The 22743-nt window shown below is 64.9% G+C and carries 14 protein-coding genes and 1 tRNA gene; 10 read left to right on the forward strand and 5 right to left on the reverse strand.

Going from position 1 to position 22743, the window contains the following annotated elements:
* Positions 1–171: 171 nt before the first annotated feature.
* Both ABD974_RS14580 and ABD974_RS14585 read right to left on the reverse strand, forming a co-directional pair.
* On the reverse strand, positions 172–2010 hold the full coding sequence (locus ABD974_RS14580) for a serine hydrolase (RefSeq protein ID WP_345304063.1): 1839 nt from the start codon (positions 2008–2010) through the stop codon (positions 172–174).
* Between the two features lie 113 nt (positions 2011–2123).
* Complete coding sequence (locus ABD974_RS14585; RefSeq protein WP_345304064.1) at positions 2124–3524, reverse strand: peptidoglycan DD-metalloendopeptidase family protein; 1401 nt, start codon at positions 3522–3524, stop codon at positions 2124–2126.
* On the opposite strand from ABD974_RS14585, the gene ABD974_RS14590 reads away from it, so the two are divergent.
* Positions 3523–4536: a hypothetical protein gene (locus ABD974_RS14590; RefSeq protein WP_345304065.1), complete on the forward strand. Its 1014-nt coding sequence runs from the start codon at positions 3523–3525 to the stop codon at positions 4534–4536. The genes ABD974_RS14585 and ABD974_RS14590 overlap by 2 nt on opposite strands.
* A 51-nt stretch (positions 4537–4587) precedes the next feature.
* Here the strand turns inward: ABD974_RS14590 and ABD974_RS14595 are convergent, their stop codons facing one another.
* On the reverse strand, positions 4588–7410 hold the full coding sequence (locus ABD974_RS14595; RefSeq protein ID WP_345304066.1) for a serine/threonine-protein kinase: 2823 nt from the start codon (positions 7408–7410) through the stop codon (positions 4588–4590).
* Positions 7407–7967, reverse strand: coding sequence for a sigma-70 family RNA polymerase sigma factor (locus ABD974_RS14600; RefSeq protein WP_345304067.1), 561 nt, complete (start codon positions 7965–7967; stop codon positions 7407–7409). The genes ABD974_RS14595 and ABD974_RS14600 overlap by 4 nt, the downstream gene beginning before the upstream one ends.
* A 159-nt stretch (positions 7968–8126) precedes the next feature.
* Here ABD974_RS14600 and ABD974_RS14605 point away from each other — a divergent pair, with 159 nt between their 5' ends.
* From ABD974_RS14605 to ABD974_RS14645, 9 genes are all read left to right on the forward strand, one after another.
* Positions 8127–9104 (forward strand): LysR substrate-binding domain-containing protein, encoded by a 978-nt coding sequence (locus ABD974_RS14605; RefSeq protein WP_345304068.1) that lies wholly within the window; start codon positions 8127–8129, stop codon positions 9102–9104.
* A gap of 21 nt (positions 9105–9125) precedes the next feature.
* Positions 9126–9215, forward strand: a tRNA-Ser gene (locus tag ABD974_RS14610).
* Between the two features lie 893 nt (positions 9216–10108).
* Entirely contained in the window at positions 10109–13093 is a 2985-nt protein-coding gene (locus ABD974_RS14615; protein ID WP_345304069.1) for a hypothetical protein, read from the forward strand.
* Positions 13080–13574: a response regulator gene (locus tag ABD974_RS14620; RefSeq protein ID WP_345304070.1), complete on the forward strand. Its 495-nt coding sequence runs from the start codon at positions 13080–13082 to the stop codon at positions 13572–13574. The genes ABD974_RS14615 and ABD974_RS14620 overlap by 14 nt, the downstream gene beginning before the upstream one ends.
* Positions 13571–14776, forward strand: a complete 1206-nt coding sequence (locus tag ABD974_RS14625) for a phosphorylase family protein (RefSeq protein ID WP_345304071.1) — start codon at positions 13571–13573, stop codon at positions 14774–14776. Before ABD974_RS14620 ends, ABD974_RS14625 begins: the two co-directional genes overlap by 4 nt.
* Positions 14777–15033: 257 nt before the next feature.
* Positions 15034–16251 (forward strand): beta-aspartyl-peptidase, encoded by a 1218-nt coding sequence (iadA, locus tag ABD974_RS14630; protein ID WP_345304072.1) that lies wholly within the window; start codon positions 15034–15036, stop codon positions 16249–16251.
* A 60-nt stretch (positions 16252–16311) separates the two neighbouring features.
* Positions 16312–17154, forward strand: coding sequence for a cyanophycinase (locus tag ABD974_RS14635; protein ID WP_345304073.1), 843 nt, complete (start codon positions 16312–16314; stop codon positions 17152–17154).
* Positions 17155–17172: 18 nt separating this feature from the next.
* A complete protein-coding gene (cphA, locus tag ABD974_RS14640) occupies positions 17173–19971 on the forward strand; it encodes a cyanophycin synthetase (protein ID WP_345304074.1) in 2799 nt (932 codons plus the stop codon).
* 5 nt (positions 19972–19976) lie between these two features.
* Complete coding sequence (locus ABD974_RS14645; protein ID WP_345304075.1) at positions 19977–21767, forward strand: Mur ligase family protein; 1791 nt, start codon at positions 19977–19979, stop codon at positions 21765–21767.
* A gap of 19 nt (positions 21768–21786) precedes the next feature.
* Here ABD974_RS14645 and ABD974_RS14650 read toward each other — a convergent pair whose 3' ends face one another.
* Complete coding sequence (locus tag ABD974_RS14650; RefSeq protein ID WP_345304076.1) at positions 21787–22677, reverse strand: M20/M25/M40 family metallo-hydrolase; 891 nt, start codon at positions 22675–22677, stop codon at positions 21787–21789.
* Positions 22678–22743 lie beyond the last annotated feature (66 nt).

Raw genomic sequence — 22743 nt, forward strand, 5'->3', positions numbered from 1 at the left:
TGCATTGTTGCGATTGAGGATTGGGTCCTCGCTTGCGCGAGGATGACGTTGGGTTTTTCGCGATCGTCCGCTGCTCTGCGATCGTTTCTTCCGGTCGGATGAAACACGGGCCGCTTTCGCGGCCCGTGGCGTTCGTCGTGCTGGCAGGTGCTGTGCGCGCAGCGGGGCGGATCAGAACAGATCGATGTTCGGCCAGGCCGAGACCTCGCTGTCGATGGCCTTCAGCAGGTCGTCCATCTGGTCGGGCTTGCCGTTGTCGCCGTTGCCGGCGCCGGCGAGACCGTTGCCGCTCGGGCCGACGCGGAACACGGCGGAGGTGCCGCTCATTTCGCCGTAGTGCGCGTAGCCGTCGTTCAGCGCCGTCTGGTAGCGCATGAAGCGCAGCAGATCGAGCGGCCGCGCGATCCAGCCGCCGTGCGAATCGAAGCGCTTGGGCTTCACGCTGGAATAGGCGCCGCCGCCGTAATACACGACCTCATCGGACTTGCGGTCGGCTTCCTTGTCGCCGCCGATGACCACGTCCGGCGCGCCGGCGGGCTTCATGAAGTTGTCGCGGACATAGGCCTCGTACGACTTGCCGGTCTTCTTCTCGATCACGCGGCCCAGCAGGCAGTAGCCGAAGTTGGAATACATGTCCGAGCCTTCGAGGTCCGCCGGCGTGGTGCCGGGCGTGTAGCCGAGCGGGTAGTTCGCCAGCGCCCAGGTGATCAGGCCGGCGTGATCGGTACCGGTGTAGTCGAACATCGGGTCGCTGCCGTTGCCGTCCTTGTCGATCCGGCGGAAACCGGCGCGGTGGCGGATCAGGTGATCGATGGTGATGTCCTCGATGTCCGGATTGTTGGCCGGGATCGCCCAGGTGTTGCCGAGCACGGTGTTGCTGCCGAAGACCTTGCTGCCGCTGTCGAGGTTGGTGTCGGCCAGCAGCTTGAGGATGGCGACATGGGTCAGCGGCTTGGAGACGCTGGCCACGCGCAGGCGATGCCGCGGCGACATCGGCAGGCCGCCGTTCTTGTCGGCGACGCCGAAACCGGCGGCGTAGACCAGGCGCTTGCCGCGCATGATCGCGATCGACACGCCGGGCATGCCGGTCTCGCGCAGATACGCGCGCGCCTTGCGGTCGATCAGTTCGAGGTCGGCGCCCTTGAACACGGTGTTGGTCCAGATCGCGTTGAAGCGGATCCCGCTGCCGCCGTTGAAGGCCTGCACGTAGGCCGGTTCGTAGCTCTGGTACAGATGATTGTCGAACACCGACTGGTAGTGCGCGTCGGGGATGCCGTGCCGCGCCGAGTAGTACGGACCGGCCTGCTTCACCCACAGCGCGGCGTAGCGGTCGCTGTTGCCTTCGCGATAACCGCTGACCACCTTCAACCGATAGCCGTCGCGGGCGAAACCGTCGAACGCGGTCTGATACTGCGCCGAGGTCAGGCCGTGGCGCGCGACCCATGCCGGTCCACCCTTCTCGAAGATCGCGGCGAACCGCGGCGTGCCGCCGACGGTGTAGGCGCTGACATGGCTGAGGCCATAGCCCTGCTTCGACAGATCGTCGACCGCGGCCTGATATTGCGCCGAGGTCAGTCCGTGCCGCGCCGACCACGCCGGGCCACCGGTCTTGGTCCAGATGCCGGCGTAATACGCGTTGTTGCCGACGGCGTAGCCGTTGACGAACGTGAGGCGATAACCCTTCTTCGCGTAGTCGTCGAACGCGGCCTGGTACTGCTGGGCGTTGAGGCCATGGCGTGCGGACCACTCCGGTCCCGCCTGCTTCTTCCACACGGCGGCGTAGCGCGCGCTGCCGCCGCCGTCGTAGCCGCTGATCGAGGTCAGGCGGAAGCCTTTGCCGGCGTAGTCTTCGAAGGCGGCCTGGTATTGCGCGCCGGTGAGGCCGTGACGCGCGGCCCAATCGGCCGCCATCGCCGGTGCGGCCGAGAGGTGCGCCGCGACGATGGCGACGAAAGCGGCGGCCGTGAAACGCAGCCGGTGGCGCGGGGTGGCATGTCGGGATGCGTGCATGGTGATGTGTCCTGTGTCGTGTGCCGTGAATGCATCGTTCGTTCGATGCAGGATCGAATGCGTGGTCGATCGGGTTTTTGAAGTGCTGATCGTTGAATGCATGACTGCGATCCTCACTTGCGCCAGACCGCGGCGTAGCGGGCGCTGTCGCCGACGGCATAGCCGGTGACGACGCGGGTGAGGTAGCCGTTGCCGGTCGCGCCTTCCCATTCGGACTGGTACTGCTGACTGCTCAGACCGTGCCGTGCCGACAGCGCGCCGGCGGGTTTCGAAGCGAAGATCGCGGAAAAATAGATCCTGCCGTCGAGGCCGTAGGCGTTGAGATAGACCGGCCTGCGGCCCTGGGCGCCGTTGTCGGCGAAGGCCTGCTGGTATTCGTCCGCGCTGAGCCGCGACTTCGCGATCCAGCTGCCGCCGTCGGATTTCTCGTACAGCGCGGTGTAGCGCGGCTGGCCGCCGACCGCGGTCACCGCGATGTTGCGCGCGCGGAAACCGGCGGCGCTCCAGTCGTCGAAACGCTGCTGGTGCTGCTGCGCGGTCAGGCCGTGGTATGCGCGCGTCTCGGGGCCGCCGTCCTTGCGGAAGATCGCGGCATAGCGCACTTCGCCATCGCTGGAATAGCTTTCGACCTGGGTCGGCCGGAAGCCCTGGCCGGTGATCGCATCGAAGCGCTGCTGGTACTGCGCAGCGCTCAGGCCATGCACGGCCTGCCATGCGACGTTGCCGGCGGGGCGGAAGACCGCGTTGTAGCGCACGTCGCCGCCGACGCTGAAGCCGTCGATCCATTCCAGCGCATAGCCCGCCATCGCCGCCTGTTCGAACACGCACTGGTAATCGCGGGCGGGAATGCCGTGGCGCGCGTACTCGCGGCCGCCGGCCTGGACCACGCCGGGTACGTCGCGCGCGGTGTAGTTGCGACCGGTGACGAAGCGACCGTCTTCGATGCCGCAGATCCGCGGGATGCGGTTGCGCTTGCTGCCGTCGTTGTCGGTGAGGAAGCCGCCGGTGCCGGTGATGCCGTCGGTGGCCTTCGGCACGCCGACCTCGAAATGCAGGTGCGGGCCGCTGGCGCAGCCGACCTCGCCCTCGTCGCCGAGGTAGGTGCCGGCCTTCACGAACTGGCCTTCCGTCAGCTTCGCCTTGCCGCTGGACGAGCCCTTGCGCATGTGGGTGTACTTCGTCCATTCGCCGTTGGCATGTTCGATCCAGACATAGTTGTTCTTCTGTTCGCTGATCGGCTTGCCCTTGCAGTCCAGACGCTGGTCGAAGCCGTCGACCACGTGGCGCACGAAGCCGTCGGCCGCGGCGACCACGCGATAGGTGCCGCCGCCGGTGCCGTTCATGTCGATGCGCCCGGGCGGGCTGTGGTCGATGTGGTCGCCGCCGACGCGCAGCTTGGTGCCGTCGTCGTAGGGAATGCGGTACAGGCCTTTCGAGGGGTCGATCGCGAAGGCGGGGCCGGCCAGCAGCAGGGCGGCGAAGCCGGCGAGCGCGATGCGGGGCAGATGGGACATGGTGGTCTCCGGTGAGGATGTGGAATGCGAGGGCGTCGGGCGTTCGGGGCGGTGCGCAGTGGCGATCCGTTGCGCGATCCGGTCCCGCCCGTTTTCGTCAGTCGCGTTTCGTCAGTCGCGGAACGCGGCGGAATCCCGCCACCCGTGTGTCGTCTTCGTTCACGTTCCCGTGCAGGGCCGTTCGCGGCGCCGTTTCGCGTTGAAACCTGATGCCCTGCAGTTCGCGATCGCGTCACGCGGTCGCGTCATCGATGCGCTGCTGCGGCGCATGGCGGGTTTCGCCGTCGTTTCGCGACTCATCGCAAACACGGGATCGCGATCCTTCGCACGCGGCCCGATGTTTCGCATTCCTCAATCCGTCCCAGGAGAACCCGCCATGTCCCGCATCCGCACCGCACGCTGTCTGGCCGTCATCGCCGTCATCGCCGTCGTATCCGCCGCTTCGGTCTGCGCACAGACGCCCACGGCCGAACGCAAGCAGACGCCGACGGCCCAGGCGCAGGCCCAGCCGGCCGCGACCGGCACCCTGACCGGGCCCGACGATCCGAATCCGACCCGTCCCGATCCCGATGTGGGCGAAGCGAAGCAGCGGGCGCCGCTGCCGCCGCCCCGGTTGAAGATCGATCTGCTTCTGGTCGGATCGTTCACGCTGGGCGCCACGTCGATTCCGTGGGGCAACATCACGGCGATCGAGGACACCGCCGCGATGTCGCAGAGCAACGGTCGATGCGTGTTCGCCTATCGCTACGCGACGCGGAACCAGGGCGTCATGGCGTCGGTGGCGACCCAGAACCGGATCAGGCTGGACCTGCAGAACGGCCCGTTGCTCGCGTCTTCGCCCTTGCCGGCATTGGCCCCCGGCGCGAGCGGCGGTTCCAGCGGCAAGCTCGTGCTCAGTCCCGGCGAATCCATGCTTTACGTGCATGCCGACGGCGCCGCGTTGAACGCCGAATCGGACGAAGCCAACAACCTGCGCCGGGTGCGGGTGACGGTGAAGGGCGACTGTCGCTGAGCCCGCTTGGTCGAATGGCCGCGTCGGCGCCGGCGCTCAACCTGCCGGCGCTCAACCCGCGGGCGTGGACAGACCCGCGGCGGCGAGCGCCTGCGTCGCTTCGCGGGTGCGCGGGTCCTGTGCGCCGAAGGCCTCGTGGCGCAGGCGCCAGGCATCGCGCAGCAGCGATTCGCCCTCGCTGCGCGCGCCGCGCGCGATCAGCAGCGTGCCCAGCGGCAACAGCGCGCTGGCGAATTTCGGATGGTCCGCGGGCAGGCGCTTGCGATAGATCGCGACGCCTTGGCGCATCGCCGTCTCGGCTTCGCCCCAGCGGGCCTTGTCCGGCTGCCGGAACAGCACCGCACCCAGCCGGTTCCAGGCCAGGCCCACGCGGTCGTGGTCGTCGCCGTAGCGCGCGCGCCACGCGGCCAGCGTCTCGCGGTAACGGCGTTCCGCTTCCGCCAGGTCGCCGCGCTTCTCCGCGAGTTCGCCGAGATTGAACACGGTCGCAGGCAGGCCCGGATCGTCGGCGGGATAGGCCGCCAACGCGGCGCGGTAATACGCCTCGGCGCGATCGAAACCGCCGCTCTCGAAATGGTTGCGGCCGAGATCGTTGAGATTCAGCGCCACCGCCGGATGGCGTTCGCCGTAGGCCCTGCGCCGGATGTCGAGGCTGCGTTCCAGCAGCGTACGGGCGCCGGCGAAATCGCGGCGCGTCTTCAGGACACGGGCGAGCGACAGCATGCTGGTCGCCACGTCCGGATGGTGCGGCCCCAGGCTTTTTTCCTGCGACGCCAGCGCTTCGCGGTAGAGCGCTTCGGCCGAATCGTATTCGCCGAGATCGTTGCGGATCTGGGCGAGGTCGCTGAGGGTGTAGGCGATCGCCGCATGGCCCGGCGGCAGCAGTTGCCGGCGCAGGGTCAGCGCCTGGCTCACCAGCGGCTCGGCACCGATGTAGTCGCCGCTGCGGCGCAGGCTCATGCCCAGTCCGTGCAGGCTTTCGGCCACGTCGGGATGGCGCTCGCCGTGTCGCGCGCGACGGATCGCCAGCGCATCGCGATAGGTCGCCTGCGCGGTCGCGACTTCGCCGCGCAGATCGGCCAGTTCGGCGAGATCCTGCAGCACGTCCGCCGCCTGGACGGTGTCGCCGCCGCCCGTGCGGTCGGCCATGCGCGTGGAGATGCGGCGATAGTCGCCCAGGGCATCGCGCAGATGCATCTCCGCCAGCGCGTAGTCGCCGCGGTCGATCGCGACGCGGCCGCGGCCGTGGCGCGCGCGCGCCAGCAGCAGGGGTTGACCGACGGCCCGCTTCGCGGCGCGCAGGCCGCTGTCGGCCAGCGCTTCGGCGCGTTCGTATTCGCCGAGATCGCGATACGCGCCGGCGACCACGTCGAGCAGTTCCGCCTGCACGTCGGGCTGGTCTTCCAGTTCGCGCTCGATCAACGGCCAACCGTTGTCGAGCAATTGCCGTGCCGTCAGCGGCGATTCGCCGGCGACGCTCGGGCCCGCGCCTTCGAACAAACGTCGGGTGAGGGCCGCGATCTGCCGCGCCTTCGCCGCTTCGGCCTGCGCGCGGTCGCGTTCGCGCGCCAGCGCGTCGGCCTGCAGCGTCGCGGTGATCGCATAGCCGAGGATCAGCGCGAAGATCGTCGTCGTCGCCGCCACCGCCCATGCGTTGCGCTTGAGGAATTTGCCGGTGCGATAGGTCCAGGTCTCCGGCCTGGCGCGCACGGTCTGCCCGCGCCGCCAGCGTTCGAGGTCCTCGATCATCAGGGCGACCGAGGCATAACGGCGTTCCGGCGCCTTGCGCAGGGCCTTCAGCACGATGTTGTCGAGATCGCCGCGCAGCTTGCGGCGCAGCGCCGCCGGCGTGGTCGCGCGCGCGGCGCAACGTGCGCGGTCATCGTCGCCGATGCGTTCGCTCGGTCGCACCGGTTCGTGCTCGCAGACCGCCGCTTCGATCGCGCGCGGCGATGCGTCCTGCGCATGCTGCGCGCGGTGTCCGGTCAGCAGTTCGTACAGCAGCAGCCCCAACTGATAGACATCCGTGACCGTGGACGTGGCTTGCCCCAGCACCTGTTCGGGCGCGGCGTAGTCGGGCGTGAACGCGCGCAGCCGCGTGGCTGACGCTTCGGTCGCGCTGTTCGCGCTGTCGGCGGCCGACGCCCGCAGCGCCTTGGCGATGCCGAAATCGAGCAGCTTCGGCGCGCCGTCCGCACCGACCAGGATGTTGCCGGGCTTGAGATCGCGATGCGCGACGAGATTGCGATGCGCATGCGCGACGGCATCCGCGATCTGCAGGAACACCGCGATGCGCGCATCGATGTCCAGCCTGCGGCGGTCGCAGTCGCGATCCAGCGGCGCACCGTCGACGTATTCCATCACCAGATACGGCCGGCCGTCGGCGCTGCGCCCGCCGTCGAGCAGGCGCGCGATGCCCGGATGGGTCAACGTGGCCAGGATGCGGCGCTCTTCGGTGAAGCGGCGCAGGAACTCCTCCGATTCGCTGCCCGGGCGCAGCAGCTTCAGCGCGCCGGTCTGGTGGAAACCATCCGCATCGCGTTCCACCCGGTAGACCGTGCCCATGCCGCCGTGGCCGATGCGCGCCACCGGCGTCCACACGCCGATCCGGTCGGGCAGGGGCGCGTCGTCGCGTGCCAGATCATCGTCGTCGAACAATGCCGCCCAGCGCGCGGGCCCGGCCGCGGGCAGCGGCAGCGCCGCGTCGTCCGCGCTCGCCCATGCCAGCAGCGCGCGCAGCTCCGCGGCCAGGGCCGCGTCTTCGGCCTCGACCCGTCGCAGCAGGGCGTCGCGGGCGTCGTCTTCGAGCGACAGGGCTTCGTCGAACCATGCGTCCAGACGGACCCGCGGGTCCGGGCCGCTGCCGGGGTTCACGGCGTTTCCAGCATCTTCAGCAGCCAGGCGCGGGCGCGCATCCAGTCGCGCTGCACCGTGCGCAGCGATGCCTGCAGGGCCTCGGCGGTTTCCTCTTCGGTCATGCCGGCGAAGTAGCGGCATTCCACCAGCTGCGCCAGCCGCGGATTGAAATCGGCCAGTTTCGTCAGCGCCTCGTCGATCGCCAGCAGATGCTCCGGCTGGCCCTCGCTGGCCATCGCATCCGCGGTCATGCTGACCTCCACCCAGCCGCCGCCGCGTTTCGCGGCCAGCCGACGGCGCGCGTCGTCGACCATGATCCGGCGCATGGCGCGGGCGCAGATCGCGAAGAAATGGCCGCGGTCGCGCCAATCGACGTCGTGTTCGTCCACCAGCCGCAGATAGGCCTCCTGCACCAGGCTGGTGGTATCCAGCAGCGGGCCGCGCGGCCCGTTGCGCTGCAGCTGGCGGTGGGCGATGGCCCGCAACTGGTCGTAGACCAGCGGCACCATGCGGTCGAAGGCGTGGCGATCGCCCTGGTGATGCCGCTGCAGCAGGTGGGTGATCTCGACGGACATGCGGGGGCTCCGGGGGGCGATGGGGGAGGCGGGCGTCGGCCCTCTGCAACCCCATCCGCGAAAACCGCCCGGCAACGGCCACATGACGACCGGTACATTGCATGGACGCGATAAACTTGGTTCAATTCGCGCCATTGTTCCGGATTTGGAAAGGCCGACGTGAACGATCTCAACGACCTGTACTACTTCGCGATGGTGGTCGAGCATTCCGGTTTCGCCGCCGCCGAACGCGCGCTCGGCATCCCCAAATCGCGCCTCAGCCGCCGCATCAGCCAGCTCGAAACCGATCTCGGCGCCCGCCTGCTGCAGCGCTCCACCCGCCGCTTCGCGGTCACCGACGTGGGCCAGAGCGTCTACCGCCACGCCCAGTCGATGCTCGCCGAGGCCAGCGCCGCGCGCGAAGTCGTCGACCGGCTCAGCGCCGAGCCCCGCGGCCTGGTGCGGGTGAGCGTGCCGGTCGGCATCGCCCAGGAACTGATGCCCAAACTGCTGCCGGATTTCCTCGCGCGCTATCCGCAGGTCCGGGTGCAGATGCACGTCAACAACCGCCGCGTCGACGTCATCAACGAAGGCTTCGACGTGGCCATCCGCGTCCGCGCCAAGCTCGACGACGACGGCAGCCTGGTGATGCGCAGCTTCGGCCAGATCCAGGAACTGCTGGTGGCCAGCCCGAAATATCTCGATCGCGCCGGCCGCCCGCGCGACCCCGACGACCTCGCCGGCCACACCACGCTGAGCATGAGCGAAGACGACGCGCGCCAGCGCTGGGAACTGCAGGGCGAGGGCGGCGAGATCCGCCGGGTCGAACTCAAGCCCCGCGTCGCCGGCTTCGATTTCCCGATGCTGATGGCGCTGGCCAAGCAGGGCCTGGGCATCACCCTGCTGCCGGAAACCATCTGCGCCGACGCGGTGCGCAACCGCGAACTGGAAGTGGTGCTGCCCGCCTGGCGCCTGCCGATGGGCATCTGCCACGCCGTCTTCGCCTCCCGCCGCGGCCTGCTGCCGGCGGTGCGCATGTTCATCGACCACCTCGCCGAGAACATGCCCCCTCTGCTCGAAGCCTCCCGCCTCAACTGCCTGCACTGCCCGGGCGGAATGGCGCCGGAGAAGCAGGTTAAAATCGCCGAGACGGTGTGAGCCGCGGACAATCGTTTTTTCGGAGAGATGGCCGAGTGGTTTAAGGCAGCAGTCTTGAAAACTGCCGTGGGTTTACGCCCACCGTGGGTTCGAATCCCACTCTCTCCGCCAGACATGCACAGGCCCCCGCAAGGGGGCTTTTGCGTGTCTGGCGGAGAGAGTGCGTGAACGAACGCACCGGGTTCGACACATCGGCAGGATTGCCGATGTGCACAGCGTAGCTGCCCGAAGGGCGAGGGCCATGGATGGCCCGAGTGAATCCCACTCTCTCCGCCAGTTGCATCCGCAAATCATTGATTAATAAAACATGCGTTTCGCGTCTAACGATGGCTCGATATCTAGGTCCATATGTTACAAGGTAGACGCCGAATTTTCGGCTCGACAATTTGCTGTATGTAACTTGATGATGGTTAAGGACTTTGAATCGCCCTCCATTCAGTAGACAACTTCGAGTCGTACATTACGGAAACGACGGAGATGGATATGAGCGGTGAGCGTTACATGGATGAGTTCAAGCCCGAGGCGTGATAAGCGGGACGCTCGCCCAGGATTCCCCTAAGATACGGAGGTCTGCATGGAATCAGAGCAAATACTTTATGTCATCAGCAAGGGGGATGAGGTGGCGGCAGTCCATTCGTTCGGCTGCACGGGAGAAAACCCGCGGAGCCGTAGTTCGGTGCATAGATGGCTTAAGAAGAGATGCGAACCCAACCGAATTTAAGGGTTTGGTCGCGGCCCTTCGGGCGTATGCTCCAATGCAGAGCTCGTTGCTCTTTTCGACAGGAGCGCCGCGATTCGAGCTTCTTGTGTGGGCTCGGCCACCCTTCGAGCAAATGACGCTCGAGCGGGAGATTAAATGGGCTACATGCTGGCTTGAAGGCCAGAGTCAGAAGATTAGCCGATTCAGAGTTGAGGCTCAGGAGGTCCAGCGCCTGCTTATAAATGGTGAGGGAGCGAGTGCAATCGAAAGATTGGACGCGTTCTCTGCATTCTCAGGTTGGAGCATGTGGTATGTCGAGCTCCGGTGTGCGCTCGAACAACTTATTAATGGGAATGAAGCGCAGAAGGCGTGGTCAACTCGGCTGCAGAATGCTGCATCGAATCGAGTAAGCGGTCTTCTGGCGCATATTTTTAGTGAAAGAAATGATGAGTCGTTCTCTTATGACTCGTTCTATTCGAAATGCAGAGATTCGTTTCCGCGCTTCAAAACTAGCTCGAACTGGCTGCCCCGGTATCTCCTGTATCGTGCGATTGGGCATGTGGACGATCCGGAAAAGGGGCTTCCAACTATATTAGCCAGAGAGGCCACGTCTTCTTTGATTGACTATTATGAGTCTCTCATAGATGTCTTCAGAATTGTTGTGGACGACAAGGATTTGTCCCACGTCAGGCCTCTAGTGCGAGAGGCGATTGCCCGACTCTTGAGCGACGGCTACGATGACCATCGTCTACTAAAGCTTGGTGTGGCTTTGGGTGCGGAACCCGATGAAAGTCTGCTCAACGTAAGGGCGCTTGATCCGAAATCCTTAGAAATTGGCAATCTCATCGTCGGAAGGCCCTCTGCGGGAGCTTCGATTTCTGGAGTTCTCGAAAAGGTTCCGGATCTATTGGCAGAATGCACGCGAGACGGAGTTATTGCAGGATCAAGCATCTCATCACTATTAAAGCTGGGTTTGAATTTGAGATCATTGGATGTTGGCCAAGGAGTAGGCATGGCCTCGCAGCACGGGATGTCTGACTTCCTATCGACACGCGCATGCTCTATAGAGGCTGCAACTTTCTTGCCACTCATATGCCCAGAGGATGCGGCCGCGTTCCCGGATGCTGCGGCTAGATCACTTGTTGAATCACTCGCCGAGAAGCATCCAGAAGAAATGGCGCGAAGAACATGCAAAGCGCTCACAGGTATCATTAAGGGTGGTGCACTTTCCGTCGATTGGGCGCCAATTGGGGTTCTCCACCTTTGGCTTGGGAGGCAGCTTATTGTCCTAGGCAGATTCGAAGAGGCTTATCAACTTGGTTTGGCCTTGGAGGGGGTAAGTGACTATTGGCGAAGGCAAGGGGCCAAGCTTAAGCTTTGGTCGCTCATACGAGGCAAGCAAACACAAAAAGCAGTCGATCTTGCGGCAACATGGATTCTGGACAATCCTCGTTACACGGTCGAACTTCCTGTTTCTGCAATCTTTGAGGAACGAGATTGGGCAAGCTTCAAGGACATTTCCCCAGAGATGATCGGACTAGTTGCGCATCACGCCCATGTTTCGTCTGGCGATCCCAAGATCGCATACATCTGCAAGATGGCCTGCCGTCGATTTGCCGTTTCCGGAGATCGCGACGCTGTCGCGTTCAACTATGAATCCTCGATCGACAGCGCATGGAAGAGGTTGGTAATCGCATTTTTAAGAGATGTTTGGATCGAAGAGAACCTCTCAATGAATCACCTTCTCGACTCGATAGAGGCTGTGTCTGACGATCGCATGAACGTTTGTCAGCTACTTCTCACATGGGATCCGTCGTCCGAAGTTGAGTACATCGAAGAGATCAAGAATCTGACCCTAGACCAGACACTTCGGAAGGGCCTTAAACATATCGACCAGAACCGGATTTTTGTAAATGAGCCTGCAATCACGCGGTGGGCTGAGAAGGAGTTGTCGCAGGACTTTGAGCGATGGCAAGCGACGAATGAATCGTCTCCTAGCGCTAGAATAGATGACGAATTTGTCCGCCAGTACATCGTTGATCCTCAGAACGAAGAGTTCCTGCGGGAGCTGTCTGGTGGTGATCCGACAGAAGCAGACGTGCTCTTAGCTAACATTTTCGAGCGACTTTATCGACGGTTTCTAACCGATCCGGCGGATGGTCTGGACTGCTTTCTAAGCCTAAGAATCCGGCATGGAAGTCTGAGGGGGACACTTTTCGGTCCGCTGGAAGAGCAAGGCCTGTTCTACACTGCGTCTGGCTTTTCGAAGACAGCCTTCGACGAGAGATGGTCGGATGTTATGCGGCTAACTGAGGCTGATAGAAGAGCAGTAGTTGGCTTGATGGAGCAGCTCGCGTCACGACTTAGAGCAATAGCTGATGAGCTTGTGAATGAGCGGGTGCAGATTCGTAGCGCCGAGAAGCCGCTCGGTGCTATTGCCCAGTATGTCGTTCCTGTCTCGGGGAAAATTCTTAATGCCTCGCTGAAAGGGCAGGCCATAAATTTCAGTACATTCTCCTATATGGCCTACTTCCTTTTTTGGGAGTACGTCAAAATCGGGCTCTCCGATCTTGCAGACTATGTTCGCAATACGGCTAAAGATCGCGTTCGACAGGAGTTCGATTCGTGTCTAGAATCGCTCAGATTGCTTGGGTCGAAGACCAGCCCCTTAGTGGCCGCCCTTACAGCCGTTTCGACAGAAACGCGGACTCAGTGCGACGCCATTGCAGACTGGTTCCAAGTTCCTATTCCATCAGAAGAAGATCAGTATAAGTTGTCCGCCGCAATTGAGATTGCCCGGACATCGACCAAGCGCGTCCATCGCGCGTTCCCTGCAGAAATCAAGATTTCATGCAAGCCAGGGGAGGATCCACCGCTAGCAACTGGAGCTCTATTTGCGCTAAGCGATTCGCTATTTGTCATTTTTGAGAATGCATGGAAGTACTCGGGTCTTGGGGTTGATATCGGTTCGCTAGACGTTATCGCCGAGCTTGATCGGGAGCATGGACTCCTGACGCTTCGCGTCGAGAATGATCTGTCTTTAGATGTCCTAGAACGACTCGGCAGCGGGCATTTGGATGAACTCAGAGAGAGACACCTGTCGACTGCTGCAGTTGAACGCACAAGTCGCGAAGGCGGCTCAGGATTTGCAAAACTTTCCCGAATGTCGCGATACGTGGATAGAGCGCTTTGTCCGACCCCGCTTGATTTTGGCGTGGACTCTAAGCGTTGGTTTACCATCGTTACTATCCCGCTTTACGAGAGGAACGGGGTGTATGAAACCTACTAGAATTCAGACTGTTCTTGTCGTAGAAGACGATGAGCCGAAATTGCGATCGATATTATCGTTCCTGTCGGATTCGGTTAACCAATCCTTCACTGTAATGAGGGCCACGTCCCTTGTTGGTGCGATCAAAATATTGTCCACAGAGGACGTGGCTCTCGCTATCATAGACATGTCGCTTCCGACGTTTGAGCTCGCTTCTAATCGCGCACACGGCGGGCAGCCGCAAGGTTATGGGGGCAAAGACATCCTGCGCTTTATTGAGTCGGAGACGACTTCGACGCTTAGTGTCGTCATTACCCAGTACGAGGAGTTCCCCCCGGAGAGTGACGGACTTGGGAAAAGTCTTTCCACTCTCGCGTCCGAGCTTCGAGAAGAATTTGGCGCAAGATTTCAGGGGGTCATTCACTATACGGGCCAGCTTGGCGAGTGGCGGGAATCGCTACTTAAAGTGCTGCAGAAAAACGACATGGCGGATCGCCGATGAGATTTTTGATTGTGGATGATGACCGAGGCAAAACTTCTGCGCTTCAGTCACAGCTGGTTGCAAATGGTGTTGCAGCAGAAGACATCGTTTGCTGCGATAGCGTTGCCTCTGCGCGAAAGGCTATCGAGAGTGTTGCTTTCGATGCGATGTTGCTAGACGTTTTATTGCCGGCACGAAAGAACGCCGTAGCTTCTGGTGCAAACAGCATAGAGTTTCTTCGGCAGATTATCGATGATGGGGTGTCTGTCGCGCCGCGATATATCTTTGGTGTGACTGCGGACCCGTCAGCTATGCGGGACTTCGAAGCAGAGTTTCGCTCCATGACGCTACAGATCTTCCATGTCGCCCCGGGGGCCGACGACTGGAAAGGTCTGCTTGCTTCTCTCGTACTTTTTATGAGACGGACGAAGGCAGCGGAATCCGCTTACCAGTACGACATCGCCATCTTGGATGCGCTTCGCGTACCCGAGCTGAGTGCGGTTGCCAGCCAATGGCCACTAAGACTTGAGCAAGAAGCACTGCTTAACAATAGTGTGCTGTATCAAGTGGGTTCCGGGGTGGGTGACTTGGAGGGGCGAAAGGTAGTTTGTGCGCACCCAGCACAGATGGGTCCAGTCGCAGCCGCACATGCCGCTGAATCTATTATTCGCTGCTTCCGGCCGAGAGTGCTGCTCATGACGGGAATTTGCGGCGGATTCTCAAACGAGGTTCGCCTCGGAGATGTAATCGTCGCTGAAAGGAGTTGGGACTGGCAGGCCGGGAAGTGGACAGATGATGGGGTGCTTCTGCCATCGGTTGATCAAAGAAATGCCTCAGGGAGGCTGGTGGCACTCGCTAGAACCGTCTCTTCTGAAGAGGTTTCAGCAATACACAAGAAATTCGAAGGAAATCGACCAAGCCATGTTCCCAGGATTGTAATTGGGCCTATGGTGACAGGCAGTTCCGTTGTCGCTTCCACTGATATCCAGAAGGCATTTCGGAGTCAACACCGGAAGATGGTAGGTGTGGACATGGAATGTTTTGGTTTGTATTACGCCGCCGCTGTCTCTGCTGAGCCGCGGACTGAGGTTCTTTGCGTCAAAGCGGTGTCTGACCTTGCGGATCGTGAGAAGTCCGATAACTTCCAGGAGTACTGCAGCTATATGAGTGCTCACATTGGGTTGCGAGTTGTAGCTCTAAACTTTCAGACTGCTCTCGCCTAGTCCCAGTTTTTTATAAATTTTGGATTTTGACCACAACGCATGATCCATGTGTGTCGAGAGCACAACGGTACACCCCTGAGACCGAGGGATGATCGTGTGCTGGCACCGACGACGCCAAGCGATACAGGGGCACTTGCTTTGCTTTCTCGAGGGCTAAAGACTCCCGGCCCGGAATAACAAGACGACCCGGCCCAACGCCGTGCGGCGGCGTATGTCATCCGAAGGGCGCCCACCGCCCCAACCGGCTAAAATGCCGGATGGCCCTGACCCTCACCGCCGCGCACCGCGCACCACCGACCCTCATCCGCAACGCCCACCTCTTCGCCCCCGAAGACAGGGGGCCGCGGCAACTGCTGATCGGCGGCGGCAGGATCCTCTGGATCGGCGACACCACCGAGGCCGCGCCCACCATCCCCGGCCTCGACACCATCGACCTCGGCGGCAAACGCCTGATTCCCGGACTCATCGACGGCCACGCCCACGTCACCGGCGGGGGCGGCGAGGGCGGATTCGCGACCCGGGTGCCGCCGGTGCCGCTGTCGCGGTTCACCGCGGCGGGCGTGACCACGGTGGTCGGCGTGCTGGGCACCGACGATCTGGCCCGCAGCCCGGGCGAACTGCTGGCCTCGGTCCATGCGCTGCGCGAGCAGGGGCTGGCCGCCTTCGCCTGGTGCGGGGGCTATCACCTGCCGCCGGTCACGCTGACCGGCAGCGTCCGCGGCGACATCGTCTATCTCGATCCGGTGATCGGCGTGGGCGAACTGGCGATCAGCGACCACCGCTCCAGCCAGCCGACCTTCGACGAATGCCTGCGCATCGCTTCCGACTGCCACGTCGCCGGACTGATGACCGGCAAGGCTGGGGTGCTGCATCTGCATCTGGGTGACGGCCCGCGCGGGCTGGAGCTGGTGCGCCGCGCGCTGGACGAGACCGAACTGCCGGCGCGCACCTTCCACCCAACCCACGTCAATCGCCGCAAAGCGCTGTTCGAGGAAGCGCTGACGCTGGCGCGCCGCGGTTGCACCGTGGACATCACCGCGTTCCCGGTCGACGACGGCGAGGACGCATGGTCCGCCGCCGATGCCTGGGAGCGTTATCGCGCCGCGGGCGCGCCAGCGGAACGGATCACGATCAGTTCCGATGCCGGCGGTTGCCTGCCGACCTTCGATCACGACGGCCGCCTGTGCCGGATGGACGTGGGCCGCTCGCAGGCGCTGATCGACACGCTGCGCACGCTGCTCGCACGCGGCCACGCCCTCGACGCCGTGCTGCCGGCCTTCACCCGCAATGTCGCGCGTGCGCTGCGCCTGGCGGGCAAGGGCGAGATCGCCGTCGGCGCCGATGCCGATCTCGTCGCACTGGATGCGGACGGAGGCGTGACCGATGTCATGGCGCAGGGCATGTGGCACGTGCGCGATGGCGATGTGCTGCGGCACGGGCCGTTCGAACATCCAACGCGGCATGCGCACGCCTAGCGCACGCATCGCGTAACGACTTCAGCAATTCCACTTCCAGCAACAAATCCAGGATGTCAGATGTGCCCCAGTAAAATTCCCGACGGCGAAGAGCGCGGTTGGATCATCCCCATCGGCGGCGCCGAGGAAAAAGAAAACGATCGCGCGATCCTCGCCCGCTTCGTGGAACTCTGCGGCGGCGCCGACGCCGACATCGTGGTGATTCCGACCGCGAGCAAGCTGCTGCGCACCGGCCCGCGCTACGTGGAAATCTTCAACGACCTCGGCGTGGGCCGGGTCGACGTGATGGATTTCGACACCCGCCGCGACGCCGACGAGCCGCGCCGGGTGGAACGCATCGAGGAAGCGACCGGCGTGTTCTTCACCGGCGGCAACCAGCTGCGGCTCGGCACGCTGCTCGGCGGCACCGCGGTGGCCAAGGCGATCCGCATCTGCAACGCGCGCGGCACCCACGTGGCCGGTACCAGCGCCGGGGCCGCCTTCCTCAGCGAACACATGATCGCGTTCGGCGAGGAAGGCCCGACCCCGATCGCGGGCATGGTGCGGCTCGCGCCCGGCCTCGGGCTGACCAACCGGTTCGTGATCGACCAGCATTTCCGGCAGCGGGATCGCCTGGGCCGGCTCACCGCGGCGCTGGCCTTCAATCCGTTCGCGATCGGCATCGGCCTGGACGAGGACACCGCGGCGCTCATCTCGCCGGACAACACCGTCGAGGTGCTGGGCAGCGGCGGCGTGACCGTGGTCGACGCCGCCGGGCTGCAGTTTTCGTCGATGGCGCAGGTCGACGAAGGCGAGCCGGTGTGCCTGCTCGGCCTGAGCTTCCACATCCTCGTCGCCGGTGCTACGTTCAACCTGCATACGCGCAAGGCCTCGGCCGGCGCGCTGCTCAGGCCCAAGGAATAATCAGGAGAGTTCGTCCGCATGCGCATCATCGATCGTTCGGTATTCGTCGGCCCCTCGCTGTATGCGCATTTCCCGGTGATCCGGCTGGAACTGGACCTGGAGCGGCTGGAAGACTGGCCCACCGGCAAGCTCGGTCCGGCCTTCGTCGATGCCCTGATCGAAGCGGTGCCCGGGCTGGCCGAACACGGTTGCTCGTATCGCACGCCCGGCGGCCTGATCCGACGGATGAAGGAAGGCGAGGGCACGTGGTTGGGCCATGTGCTGGAACACGTCGCCATCGAGCTGCAGAACATGGCCGGCGAGGACGTGACTTTCGGCAAGACGCGCAGCATCGACGGTCGTCCGGGCGTGTATTCGGTGGTCTACGAATACGCGCAGCGCGAGGAGGGCATCGAGGCCGGCGAACTCGCGCTGAAGCTGCTGCGTTCGCTGCTGCCGGCGGAACTGCGTTCGGCCGACGCCATCCCCGAAGACTGGAACTGGCCCGATGCGCGCGACGCGTTCATCCGTTACGCGCAGCGCCGCGCGCTGGGACCGTCGACGATGTCGCTGGTCAAGGCCGCGGAAGAGCGCAACATCCCGTGGCTGCGCCTCAACGAACAATCGCTGGTGCAGCTCGGCCACGGCAAATACCAGCAGCGCATCCAGGCCACGGTGACCGGCAAGACCCCGCACATCGCGGTCGAACTGGCCAGCGACAAGGAAGAGACCAACAAGATCCTCGGTTCGCTGGGCCTGCCGGTGCCGCGCCAGGAACTGGTGCAGAGCGAAGGCGCCGCGCGCCGCGCCGCGCGCCGGATCGGTTTCCCGGTGGTCACCAAACCCTACAACGGCAATCACGGCCGCGGTATTTCCATCCGCCTCACCAGCGACGAGGAAGTGGTCGAAGGCTTCCTGAAGGCGAAGGAGATTTCGCGTTCGGTCATCGTCGAGACCTATCTCGAAGGCGACGACCATCGCCTGCTGGTGGTCAACGGCGAACTCGTGGCCGCGACCAAGCGCACGCCGGGCCATGTCGTCGGCGACGGCACCCACACGATCCGCGAACTGGTCGAGATCGTGAACCAGGACCCGCGCCGCGGCATTGGCCACGAGAAGGTGCTGACGCGGATCGAACTGGACGCGCAGGCCGAGATGATGATGGCGCGCGTCGACGTGACCGCGGACACCGTGCCCGAAGCCGGCCGGATCATCTATCTGCGTTCCACCGCGAATCTCTCCACCGGCGGCACCGCCACCGACGTGACCGACATCATCCATCCCGACAACCGCGAGATGGCGGTGCGCGCGATCAAGGCGATCGGGCTGGACGTGGGCGGCGTGGATTTCCTCAGCACCAACATCGCCGAGAGCTACAAGACCATCGGCGGCGGCATCTGCGAGGTCAACGCGGCGCCGGGCTTCCGCATGCACGTCGCGCCGAGCGAGGGCAAGCCGCGCGACGTGGCCGGCCCGGTGATCGACATGCTGTTCCCGCAGGGCACGCCGTCGCGGGTGCCGATCGCCGCGATCACCGGCACCAACGGCAAGACCACGACTTCGCGCATGCTCGCGCACATCGTGAAGATGGCCGGCTACACGCCGGGCCTCACCACCACCGACGGTGTCTACATCGATGGCCAGCGCACGGTGGAGGGCGACATGACCGGGCCGGTGTCGGCGCGGATGGTGCTGGCCGACCCGCAGATCGATTTCGCGGTGCTGGAAACCGCGCGCGGCGGCCTGCTGCGCGCCGGCATGGGCGTGCCGAAGGTCGACGTGGGCGCGGTGCTCAACGTGCAGTCCGACCATCTCGGCATGAAGGGCATCGATACGCTGGAACAGCTGGCGGAAGTGAAGCGCATCGTGGTCGAAGTGGCCGAGGACTGCGCGGTGCTCAACGCCGACGATCCGAACGTGCTGAAGATGGGCGGCTACACCGATGCCAAGGTCATCTGCTACGTCACCATGAATCCGTCGCACGGGCTGGTGCGCGAACACATCCGCGCCGGCGGCCGCGCCTGCGCGCTGGAAGGCGGCGTCAACGGCCAGATGATCACGCTGTACGACAAGGGCAGCCACATCCCGCTGCTGTGGACGCACCTGATTCCGGCCACGCTGGAAGGCAAGGCGCTGCACAACGTGCAGAACGCGATGTTCGCGGCGGCCATGGCGTTCTCGATGGGCCTGAAGCTCGACGCGATCCGCGCCGGCCTGCGCACCTTCGACAGTACCTTCTTCCAGGCCCCGGGCCGCATGAACGTGTTCAACGAGCATCCGTTCAAGGTGCTGTTCGACTATGGCCACAACGCGCATGCGGTGGCGGCGATGGCCGATCTGGCCAAGCGTCTCGACGTGAGCGGTCGGCGTCTGGTGGTGGTGGCCGGTCCCGGCGATCGCCGCGACGAAGATCTGCGCGAGATCGCCAGGGCCGTGGCCGGCGGTTTCGATCACTACATCTGCCGGCGCGACGACGGCCTGCGCGGGCGCGCCCCCGACGAGGTGCCGAAGCTGATCGCCGCGACCCTGCGCGAACACGGCGTGCCCGACGAGCGCATCAGCCTGATTCCCGACGAACAGGAAGCGATCGACGCCGGCCTGCGCATGGCTCAGCCCGGCGACGTGCTGCTGATCTTCGCCGACGCGCTGGTGCGTTCGTGGAAGCAGGTGATCAAGTTCAAGCCCGAAGGCGCGCCGGAGAAGGCGCCGCCGCGCGCGCCGGCGACGCTCGACGACAGTGAGGCGCCGAGCGCCGAGCCGCGGTTCTCGCCCGAGCAGTGGGAAGGCGTGAGCCGCGACGAGCGCGGCATCTTCATCTCGCGGGAGAGCGACGACTGAGCACCGTGATCCCCCCGCCGGGCGAACCGCCCCGCGAGCCGCCCTTCGATGATTCGCGACGGCTCACCGGTTCGAACGTGTATTTCGCCGGCTGCGGTGCGGCGCTCGAAACCCTCGGCGCGCAGGCGCGCGATCCGATCGCGCTGGCGGCGTGGTGGATGCGCGCGAACGCGGCGCGCGAGGCGCTGGGCTGGCCGACGACCGAGCCGGTGGTGCGAGTGCATCGCAGCGGCACCTCGCTGGCCTTCGTCGCGCCGGCGGATCAGCTGTACGCCGCGACCGAGATCAACGAATGGGCGTGGTGCGCCAGCGTCGGTTTCGACGATTTCCACGCGCCCGGACATCCGGCCGCACACGACACCACGCTCGCGCTGCACACCCTGCAGCGTTTCGCCGCGGCCGAGCGCCGGCCGCGGGTCATGGCGCTGCTCGATGCCTCGTCATCGCATGCGCTGCCCGCACTGTTCGACGACGATGCGCTGACGCTGGGGCTCGGCGTGCACGGCATGACCTGGGCGCTGGACGACGTGCCCGCTGCGGACGACGTGCCGTGGCCGCGGCTGGGCACCATTCCCGCGGCCCTGGTCACCGGCTCCAACGGCAAGACCACCACCGTGCGCCTGATCGCGGCGATGCTGCGCGCGCACGGCCTGCGCACCGCGCATTCCTGCACCGACGGACTGTTCGTGGGCGATGCCGGCGCCATCGAGCGGCTCGAAAGCGGCGACTATTCCGGCCCCGGCGGCGCGCGCCAGCTGTTGCGGCGCACCGATGTCGAAGCCGCGGTGCTGGAAACCGCGCGCGGCGGCCTGCTGCGCCGCGGGCTGGCGCTGGCGCAGGCCGATGTCGCCGTTGTCGCCAACATCAGCGCCGATCATTTCGGCGAGTACGGCGTGCACTCGGTCGAGGATCTGGCCGAGGTCAAACTCACGGTGGCGCGCGCGGTGTCGGCCGAAGGTTGGCTGGTGCTGAATGCCGAGGATCCGCTGCTGCGACGGCTGGGCCCGGAGCGCGCGCCGCGGATCGCATGGTTCGCGGTGGACGACACCGCGCTGCCGGCGGACGCGATGGCGCTGCCGCGCTGCGCGACGCGCGACGGACATCTGCTGCTGGACGACGGCAGCGAGACCCACGACCTCGGCGCGATCGTCGCGATGCCGATCACGCTCGGCGGCCGCGCGCGCTACAACATCGCCAACGCCGCCGGTGCCGCGCTCGCCGCATCGCTGATGGGCGTGCCGATCGCGACGCTGCGCGCGGTGCTCGCGGATTTCGGACGCAGCCACGCCGACAACCCCGGTCGCCTGCAGCGGTGGACGTTCGCGGGCATCGACGTGTTCCTCGACTACGCCCACAATCCGGATGGTCTCGGCGGACTGCTCGACATCGCCCAGGCGCATCGTCATGGACGATTGGCGCTGCTGCTCGGCCAGGCTGGCAATCGCGAGGACGCGCAGATCCGCGATCTCGCCGCCACCGCCGCGCGTTACGCGCCGGATCTGGTGGTGGTGAAGGACATCGACGGCTATCTGCGCGGCCGCACCGCCGGCGAGGTGGCGCAGGTGATCCGCCAGGAACTGTTGCGCCTGGGCATGCCGGAATCGGCGCTGCCGGTGCGGCTGCGCGAAGCCGATGCCGCACGCGAGGCGCTGGCGTGGGCGCGATCCGGCGATGTGCTGGTGCTGCCGGTGCACAGCCTCGACGCGAAGGCCGAAGTCGCGGGTCTGCTCGACGCGCTCGAAGCCGGCGGCTGGCGCCCCGGCGATCTCCTGCCGTCGTTGCCGGCGTCGACCTGAGTCGACGGACTGCGAGAGATCAGCGCGAGTGGCGGTCCCACTCGCGCAGCGCCGCCTCCACCGCGTCGATGCCCCTGGCCGCGGCGGCGGCATCGACCTGTTCGAGCGTATCGTTCGGGGTGTGGATCACGCTCATCACCTTCGGTCGCGACATCGGCCGCTTGCCGGCGAACATCTCGATGATGCCGGGAATCTCGTCGGCGCCCGCCAGCGAATAGGACACCGCAGGCCATCCGGCCTTGAGGAAGGCGCGGTGATCCGACGGCGGATACTGCTCGCCGGCGGACAGCGCGAGGCCCTGCGCCCGCACCGCGTCGCGCGTGGCCGCGACCAGCGGATGCGCGGGATCGGGCGTCATCATCCACAGACTGTCGCCCCAGCCGAACACGTCGAAATTCACGTACAGCGCAGGCCGTTCGCGCTTCTGCTCGACATACGCGGCGGCACCGAGCAGACCGAGCTCCTCCAGATCCCAGAACGCCACCTTGATCCGGTGATGCGCCAGCGGCCTGCGCTGGAAGCGTTCCGCCAGCGCCAGCGCGACCGCGCTGCCGGAGGCGTTGTCGGTCGCGCCTCGGCCGACGCCGACGCGATCGGAATGCGCGCCGATCAGCAGCAGCGGCGCGCCGGCCGGGCCGCCGAGGTCGACGACGAGGTTCTCGCCCTGCAGGCTCTGCGCCGCGAAGGTCTGCTTGTCCACGGTCAGCCCGAGCGACTGCAGCCGCTGTTCGAGATGCGCGCGTCGGCCGGTGTTGTCGGCGGCGTCGGCCATCCGCGCGACATCGGCGTGCCAGCCGTCGCCTGCGGCGTTCGCGTCGGTGACCGGTTTCGGCGCCGATGCGCAGCCGGCCAGCAGCGAAACGATCAGCGCGGTGGCCGGCAGGATCTGGCGGCGCGTGAGGAAGGACATCGGGCGACTCCGGAGGATGGCAGACCGGATCGTGACAGACCCGGCCCGGCGCATGAGGTGTCGGAA

The sequence above is a fragment of the Lysobacter hankyongensis genome, from assembly GCF_039543145.1.
GTDB lineage: Bacteria > Pseudomonadota > Gammaproteobacteria > Xanthomonadales > Xanthomonadaceae > Lysobacter_I > Lysobacter_I hankyongensis.

What these genes read in the sequence shown, in the direction of transcription:
- ABD974_RS14580 (WP_345304063.1), bottom strand. Translation starts at nt 2,010, where the DNA reads ATGCACGCATCCCGACATGCCACCCCGCGCCACCGGCTGCGTTTCACG.
- ABD974_RS14590 (WP_345304065.1), top strand. Translation starts at nt 3,523, where the DNA reads ATGGTGGTCTCCGGTGAGGATGTGGAATGCGAGGGCGTCGGGCGTTCG.
- ABD974_RS14585 (WP_345304064.1), bottom strand. Translation starts at nt 3,524, where the DNA reads ATGTCCCATCTGCCCCGCATCGCGCTCGCCGGCTTCGCCGCCCTGCTG.
- ABD974_RS14600 (WP_345304067.1), bottom strand. Translation starts at nt 7,967, where the DNA reads ATGTCCGTCGAGATCACCCACCTGCTGCAGCGGCATCACCAGGGCGAT.
- ABD974_RS14615 (WP_345304069.1), top strand. Translation starts at nt 10,109, where the DNA reads ATGTGGTATGTCGAGCTCCGGTGTGCGCTCGAACAACTTATTAATGGG.
- ABD974_RS14620 (WP_345304070.1), top strand. Translation starts at nt 13,080, where the DNA reads ATGAAACCTACTAGAATTCAGACTGTTCTTGTCGTAGAAGACGATGAG.
- ABD974_RS14625 (WP_345304071.1), top strand. Translation starts at nt 13,571, where the DNA reads ATGAGATTTTTGATTGTGGATGATGACCGAGGCAAAACTTCTGCGCTT.
- iadA (WP_345304072.1), top strand. Translation starts at nt 15,034, where the DNA reads ATGGCCCTGACCCTCACCGCCGCGCACCGCGCACCACCGACCCTCATC.
- ABD974_RS14635 (WP_345304073.1), top strand. Translation starts at nt 16,312, where the DNA reads ATGTGCCCCAGTAAAATTCCCGACGGCGAAGAGCGCGGTTGGATCATC.
- cphA (WP_345304074.1), top strand. Translation starts at nt 17,173, where the DNA reads ATGCGCATCATCGATCGTTCGGTATTCGTCGGCCCCTCGCTGTATGCG.
- ABD974_RS14650 (WP_345304076.1), bottom strand. Translation starts at nt 22,677, where the DNA reads ATGTCCTTCCTCACGCGCCGCCAGATCCTGCCGGCCACCGCGCTGATC.